This window comes from Pseudomonas sp. ABFPK, assembly GCF_001586765.1.
In the GTDB taxonomy this organism is placed as follows: domain Bacteria; phylum Pseudomonadota; class Gammaproteobacteria; order Pseudomonadales; family Pseudomonadaceae; genus Aquipseudomonas; species Aquipseudomonas asiatica.
In genome coordinates this window covers 1-7,386 of the sequence record NZ_LQXW01000055.1, presented here as the reverse complement: position 1 = coordinate 7,386, position 7,386 = coordinate 1, and the positions used below count along the sequence as shown (strand labels likewise).

The 7,386-nt window shown below is 54.8% G+C and carries 5 protein-coding genes and 2 pseudogenes; all 7 read left to right on the top strand.

The window, feature by feature from the left end:
- Nucleotides 1–103: 103 nt before the first annotated feature.
- Nucleotides 104–1,111: pseudogene (locus tag WM94_RS31235) on the top strand (cache domain-containing protein); the annotation flags it as partial.
- 93 nt (nt 1,112–1,204) lie between these two features.
- Nucleotides 1,205–1,969, top strand: coding sequence for a methyl-accepting chemotaxis protein (locus WM94_RS31230; RefSeq protein ID WP_371264045.1), 765 nt, complete (start codon nt 1,205–1,207; stop codon nt 1,967–1,969).
- 310 nt (nt 1,970–2,279) lie between these two features.
- Nucleotides 2,280–3,689, top strand: a complete 1,410-nt coding sequence (locus WM94_RS24110) for an amino acid permease (RefSeq protein WP_061552274.1) — start codon at nt 2,280–2,282, stop codon at nt 3,687–3,689.
- A 225-nt stretch (nt 3,690–3,914) separates the two neighbouring features.
- On the top strand, nt 3,915–4,547 hold the full coding sequence (locus WM94_RS24105) for a cupin domain-containing protein (RefSeq protein WP_256207047.1): 633 nt from the start codon (nt 3,915–3,917) through the stop codon (nt 4,545–4,547).
- A gap of 266 nt (nt 4,548–4,813) precedes the next feature.
- Complete coding sequence (locus WM94_RS24100) at nt 4,814–6,247, top strand: aldehyde dehydrogenase family protein (RefSeq protein WP_061552273.1); 1,434 nt, start codon at nt 4,814–4,816, stop codon at nt 6,245–6,247.
- A 5-nt stretch (nt 6,248–6,252) separates the two neighbouring features.
- Nucleotides 6,253–7,089, top strand: a complete 837-nt coding sequence (locus WM94_RS24095; RefSeq protein ID WP_061552272.1) for a shikimate dehydrogenase — start codon at nt 6,253–6,255, stop codon at nt 7,087–7,089.
- Nucleotides 7,086–7,244: pseudogene (locus WM94_RS29760) on the top strand (NAD(P)-binding protein); the annotation flags it as partial. The gene WM94_RS24095 and the pseudogene WM94_RS29760, both read left to right, overlap by 4 nt.
- Nucleotides 7,245–7,386 lie beyond the last annotated feature (142 nt).

Below are 7,386 nucleotides of genomic sequence, written 5' to 3'. Positions count from 1 at the left end.
TGCGCCCGTGAGGGCAGAAAACCAAGGCTATGCCTTGGTTTTCCAATAATCAGCGGCTGAAAATCGGGGTTTTCGGCATCTCCAAGCCGTCCATTTGCGGCTGGTGGGTAACTTGTTCGGAGAATCCCTAGTGGTGATTGCAGCTTTCGCCGCGTTCACCCTATACACCGACTCTTATCAGCGCAAAACACTGGAAAACTCCATCAATCAAAACCTCGGCGAGGCAGGTCGCACCAACGCGAGCAACATTCAGAATTGGTTGCTTGGGCGCGTACAAGCTGTCGAAACGATGCTTCAAGGGATCGAGCTAGATCCATCGCGCGGCAGCATCGACGGCCACCTGAGTGGGAAAACTGTTAGTGAAATCTTCAGCCTGAGGTCAATTGGCACCACCAGTGGAGAATTCATCACATCGCCCTCCTCAGAGATGCCTGAAGGCTATGATCCGAGATCAAGACCTTGGTACAAAAACGCTGTAGCTGCTGGTGGTACCACTATCACCGAACCCTATCTCGACATGGTTACCCAGACTCTTGTTCTTTCGATCATGGCTCCAGTTCGCACAAAAGGGCAGCTAGTCGGGGTTGGCGGCGGAGATCTGAGCCTGGGTGAAATGGTAAAGGCTGTGAACTCCATCGACCTTGGAGGGCTAGGCTACGCATTTTTGGTGAGCGCTGACGGGAAAGTGCTGGTTAGCCCCATCCCTGACCAGGTCAACAAGTCGCTCGCCGATATCTACCCGGATGAAACACCAACGTTCACTCACGACCTGAATGACGTTGAACTGGGGGGCCGAGGACGATTGATCCACTTCACCAAGATCGACGGCTTACCCTCCGTAAATTGGTACTTGGGGCTATCGGTCGATAAAGAAAAAGCGTTCGAACCGCTCAGGAAATTCCGCATCACGGCTGTAGTAGCGATTGGCGTGACGGTGCTTGCCACCATCGTACTGCTCGGTCTTCTTATCCAATACCTACTCGTTCCGCTGCGAGGTATAACATCTGCTATGCAAGACATCGCCGCTGGTGAAGGTGATTTGACCCGTCGATTGTCAGTCACAGGGCACGATGAGTTCGGGCTACTCGCGCAAGCGTTCAATCGCTTCGTGGAGCGCGTTCATAGCTCAATCCGCGATGTTGCTGCAGCCACCAAGGATCTCTATCAAGTACGGCAAGAGGTGCTCGATACTTCCAACCATTCCATGCAAAACACCGATGAACAGACGCAGCGCACGACGTCCGTCGCGGCAGCGATAAACGAACTGGGTGCGGCGGCCCATGAGATAGCAAGAAACGCTAGCGAAGCAGCAAGACAAGCCTCCTCCGCCAGATCTAAAACGCGGGACGGGCAGGACGCAGTCGAACAGACCATTCATGCGATGGGGGCGTTGTCCGATACCATTCAGTCCTCCTGCAGCGCTATTGAGTCGCTCAACAGCCGAACAGGTGACATAGGGCAGATCTTGGCCGTCATCAGAGGCATATCCGAACAGACCAACCTGCTCGCTCTCAATGCGGCCATTGAAGCCGCGAGAGCAGGTGAAGCAGGTCGAGGCTTCGCGGTCGTGGCAGACGAAGTACGGGGGCTTGCCCATCGCACTCAGCAGTCGACACAAGAAATCGAAAAGATGATCCAGGAGCTACAGGTAGAGGCCAGCGGCGCCGTATCGATGATGGTCAACAGCCAACAAAAAAGCGACGGAAGTGTGGAGGCGGTCAACCGAGCAGGCTCACACTTTAACAGCGTGACATCCCGCATCAGTGAGATCGACGGGATGAATCAGTCGGTCGCCGCAGCTACCGAAGAGCAAACTGCGGTAGTTGAGGCACTGAACGTAGATATCAGTCATATCAGCGACCTAAACCAAGAAGCCATCAAGAACTTGCAAGCAACTCTGGACGCATGCTCTGCACTCGATCATCAAACGCACCGCTTGATGAAGCTAGTCGACGGATTCAAAATCTGAAGCCTCCACACCGGTTCAGCTAGAGTCCCTGCCATTGGCAATACCTCATGCTCAGGCGGCAAAGTAACGCTCGGGCCCGGACTTACCATTGCCAAAGGACGCTCAGACACCTATAGGGCCTTGGCATGCCGCGCCATCGCCCCGTTTACGCTGATCACGCAGGGAGAGCGAGCGATGCTTTGACTGCCAGGCAAACCCGCTTTGACAAAAGACACTGTAATCCTGAGGAACCGAGATGCGTATCTTGTCATCCTCGCGGCTAATGCCTTGCGGCCCAAAAAAAATACAGTGTGCAAGCGTGGTGAGTGACATGAAAAACAAAGTAAATCAGCACAACAACCAGTTAGGGAGTGGCCTCAAGAGCCGCCAGGTGACGATGATATCCATTGGTGGGGTTATCGGCGCCGGCCTCTTCGTAGGCTCCTCAAACGCAATCGCGAAAGCAGGCCCGGCGGTACTCATCGCTTACCTCGCAGCAGCTCTCATCGTGGTACTTGTCATGCAGATGCTTGGCGAGATGGCTACGGCGAAACCAGATACAGGGTCATTCTCTTCCTACGCTGACCAGGCGCTAGGTCGTTGGGCAGGCTTCTCTATTGGCTGGTTGTACTGGTGGTTCTATGTACTTGTCATCAGCATCGAGGCGATCGTAGCCGGGAACATCTTAGGCGACTGGATAGGCGTTCCACACTGGCTCGCAGCAGGTGTTGTTACGCTTGGTTTGATTGCAACCAACTGTCTTAGCGTTGGTAATTTCGGTAGGTTGGAATACTGGCTCTCCCTCTTCAAAGTAATCGCAATTGTCACCTTCATCATCCTTGGAATGCTGGCAATTTTCGGCGTTCTTCCTGGCTCATCCGTCAGCGGAATTTCCAACCTCACAGCTAATGGAGGCTTTGCGCCCAACGGCTATGTCGCCATCGTCGCAGCGCTGTTGACCGCTATGTTCAGCTTCCAGGGAAGCGAAGTCGTCACCATCGCCGCCGCTGAGACTAAAGAACCAAAAGCAAACATCAAGAAAGCCATTCGCTCCGTGGTCTGGCGTCTCGGCCTGTTCTACCTTGGTTCGATGTTCGTAGTGGTTTGCCTGATACCTTGGAACGCCCCAGGTCTCTCACAAGGTTCCTACCAGGCGGTGCTAAACGCCATGAACATCCCTTGGGCTCCAGGAATTATGAGCATCGTTGTCATGGTTGCTGTAACCAGTTGTTTGAACTCGGCAATCTACACAGCTTCCCGCATGGTTTACTCGCTGGCATTTCGTGGCGATGCCCCTGCTGCACTATCTCACACCACCCCCAATGGCGTTCCCCTGGCAGCCATCGGTCTGACTTCCTTGGTCGCCATATTCGCACTGGTCGCCAACTACATGCTGCCCAAGCAAGTGTTTGAGTTCCTGCTGGCCACCAGTGGGGCCATCGCGCTGCTGATGTACCTGGTGATCGCCGTCACGCAGCTCTACATGCGCAAAAAACTCGAGGAAGCAGGTGAGAAGCTTGAGGTCAAAATGTGGCTATTCCCACATCTGACCAAAGCCACCATTGCTTTCATCTTGCTTATCTTCGTCGTCATGGGTTGCTTCCCTGGCCAGCGAGTCGAGTTGCTGTCCACGCTGGGGTTGACAGCTCTGCTGGTGGCAATCGGATTTTACCTTCAGAAAAGCCAGCCGGATCTCTCGGCTAAACGGAGCGCCATGAAGATGAGCCTCAAACCGACCTGACGCTGGAAGTCCTTTCCTCCGCTGCTGCCCGGCACCACGCTCGGGTAGCAGACTTTTTCTTCAGCCAGCACCCCGCTCCGCCCCTGACCGAGATAGGTACCGCTCGGAAACCCAAGGGTGGACAGGGGGTCACTGCTTTAGCGGCCTACGCTGTGTTAGCATCCTTCGCATGTGTATACAAATGCTTGCCGGGTGCTGCCACCTGGCCGTTATGGAGGATGCAGTGTGACTGGCTTGATTAATCGGACAGAGACGACAGCTGCGTCTAATCCCCATCAGGCTCCGGTGAATCCACCTAATACAGAGCTTCAACAATCTGTAGGCCAGCGCTTGCGCGCCCTTCGTGAGCAAAACGAGCTGACCCTTAGGCGCTTAGCCGCCCTCAGCGGCGTTAGCCATCCCGCCATCATGCAAATCGAGCGTGACCTTTCCAGCCCTTCCATTAGTGTTCTGCACCGTCTTCTCAAGCCGCTAGGCGTTACACTCAGCGGATTCTTCTCAGATGCGACCAACGTGGATGCTGCTGTTTTCTACAAGGCAGATGAACTCACCGAAATCGCTGATGGCAAGATGGTCTCCTATCGTCAGGTCGGCGCAAACCTGAATAACCGCTCCATGATGATCCTTCATGAGCACTGGGCACCCGGTGCGGACTCCGGCGAGGAATCCTACTCACATGAGGCGGAAGAAGGCGGCATCGTGGTCAAAGGTCGTCTCGCCGTCACTGTTGGGGATGAGACAAGGATTCTCGAAGAGGGCGACGCCTATTACTTCGACAGTCGTATTCCGCATAAGATGCATAATCCATTTGATGAAGAGTGCGTTGTTGTAAGCGCAGTATCACCCCCAACTTTCTAATATCAAAAAAGGCGCCAATAATTGGCGCCTTTTTTATACTCCCAATTTTTGACGCACCCGCAAAGCCCCTGCCAAGATGCCGTGACCAGCATTCACAGCGGGTATGAATGCGAGGCACAGATACCTCCCTGTTTGTATTCATAAGCTTCCGGTATGTTTTGGCCACGGCCTCCCCTCACAGAATCCTCGTCAATATCACATCGACATACTTCGTCCGAGACGAGCATTCCGGGCCGGAAATCTAGAATCGCTACCCGGGAGTGTTCATGAATAAAAATTATATCGCTGGCCAATGGATTGAAGGTGCCAGTATCAATCGCAACATCAACCCTTCGGATACGGATGACCTGGTAGGCGAATACGCTCGTGCCGACGCAGCACAGGCAAAGCTAGCAGTTGAAGCTGCAGCAGACGCCCAACCCCAGTGGGCGCGCATGACAGCGGAGCAACGCAGCGATGCACTGGATCGCATCGGCACGGAAATCCTTGCACGCAAGGATGAACTGGGTGAACTGCTCTCGCGTGAAGAAGGTAAAACCCTCTCAGAAGGGATCGGGGAGGCGACACGTGCTGGCCGCGTTTTCAAATTCTTTGCAGGTGAAGCGCTTCGCCTTTCTGGAGAGCGCCTGCCAAGCATTCGCCCAGGCGTCGAGACTGACGTCCGCCGGGAGCCTGAGGGTGTCGTCGGTATCATCACCCCTTGGAACTTCCCGATCGCAATTCCTGCCTGGAAGATTGCCCCTGCCTTGGCGTATGGCAACGCAGTGGTATTCAAGCCTGCTGATCTAGTGCCCGGCAGTGGCTGGGCACTGTCCGAAATCATCACCCGTGCCGGCGCGCTACCTCCTGGTGTGTTCAACCTGGTTATGGGCCCCGGATCGCAGGTGGGCGAAGTGTTTGCCAAACATCCAAAGGTTAAAGCGCTGACGTTCACAGGCTCGTCTTCTACTGGCCGTTCAGTGGGCATTGAATGCGTGACCCGAGGTGCGAAAGTCCAGCTTGAGATGGGCGGTAAAAACCCGCTGGTCGTTTTAGACGACGCTGATCTCTCCCAAGCTGTTGAAGTCGCCGTTCAGGGGGCATTCTTCTCGACGGGGCAGCGCTGCACCGCCTCCAGCCGCTTCATTGTCCAGGAAGGCATCCACGACAAATTCGTTGCCGCCGTCAAAGAGCGGCTTGCATCGTTGAAAGTGGATCATGCGCTTCACAAAGGCACAGACATCGGGCCTGTGGTATCTGCGGCACAGCTGAAGCAAGATCTGGAATACATCGAGATTGCCAAGCGTGAAGGAGGCCACATTGCCTTTGGTGGCGAACTCGTACAGCGCGCTACGAATGGCTTCTACCTGACCCCAGCCCTGATCACCGAAACGCATAATCAAATGCGCATCAACCAGGAAGAAGTCTTCGGCCCGGTTGCCAGTGTTGTGCGTGTGAAAGATTACGAGGAAGCCCTGCACGTGGCCAACGAGACAGAGTTCGGCCTGTCCTCTGGCATCTGCACCACCTCGCTCAAATACGCATCGGACTTCAAGCAACGCTCCACCGCTGGCATGGTCATGGTGAACGTTCCGACTGCAGGCGTGGACTACCACGCACCCTTTGGTGGCCGCAAAGGCTCCAGCTACGGCGCACGCGAGCAAGGTGCTTATGCCCGCGAGTTTTACACCTCAATAAAGACCACCTACACCCAGGCGTGATTGCGATGACTAATACTCTGTGTCCGGTCACCGGTAAAACTCGTGTCCTTGCGATCCTGGCAGACCCAATCCATCACGTAAAAACACCGGAGGACATGAACAATCTGATGACCGAGCTCGGCTTGGATCAGATCATGGTTCCCTTCCACGTAAGGCCTGAGAACTTGGCGAGCGTCGTAGCAGGGCTTCGCGGAATTGAGAGCTTGGACGGTTTTATTGTCACCGTCCCGCACAAAAGCTCGATCATTGAGCTATGCGATACGTTATCTCCTGCCGCCAAAATGGTGGGAGCTGCCAACGTCGTCAGGCGAACTAATAACGGCCTACATGGCGACATCCTGGACGGAGTGGGTTTCGTCGCGGGGCTGCGCAACGCCGGGATCAATCCCGAGGGTAAAACGGCCTATCTGGCGGGTGCCGGAGGTGCTGCGAATGCGATCGCGTTCTCGCTGGCGGAAAATGGGATCAAACAACTCACGATTGCAAACCGTACCCGCTCGAAGGCCGAGCTACTGGTGTTGCGACTTCGCGAGATTTTCCCGACCGTAGACTTTCGCGTTGGCTCGCCTGACGCATCCGGTCATGAACTCGTGATCAACGCTACGTCTATGGGACTCAACGAAAATGATCCCTACCCCCTGAACGTTGAGAGCTTGACTGCAGACCAAATCGTTGCAGAGATCATCATGCAACCTGAGTACACCTCGCTTCTTAAGTATGCCGAGAAGCTGGGTTGCAAGATCCATTTCGGGCGCCCAATGCTCAAGTGCCAAATCGAATACATGGCCCAGGCAATGGGTATCGACACCCAAACACAACAACAAAACCGAGTCCAAAAATGAGCAGTTATGATTACGTCATCGTTGGCGGAGGAACTGCCGGTTGCATCCTCGCAAATCGGCTAACCGCTTCGGGTAAGCATCGCGTTCTTGTTCTTGAGGCCGGTGGGGAGCCCAATGGTTGGTGGATTCCTATTCCAGCCGGCTTCAGCAAGTTAATGGTCGACAAACGCTGCGGATTCCACGGTCATCTGGCCACCCATTCCATAAGCATCTGACCACCGATTCCACGGTGATCCGGCCACCCATTCCACGCGTATCCGACCACTGATTCCACGGTCATCCGGCCACTCAACCGGG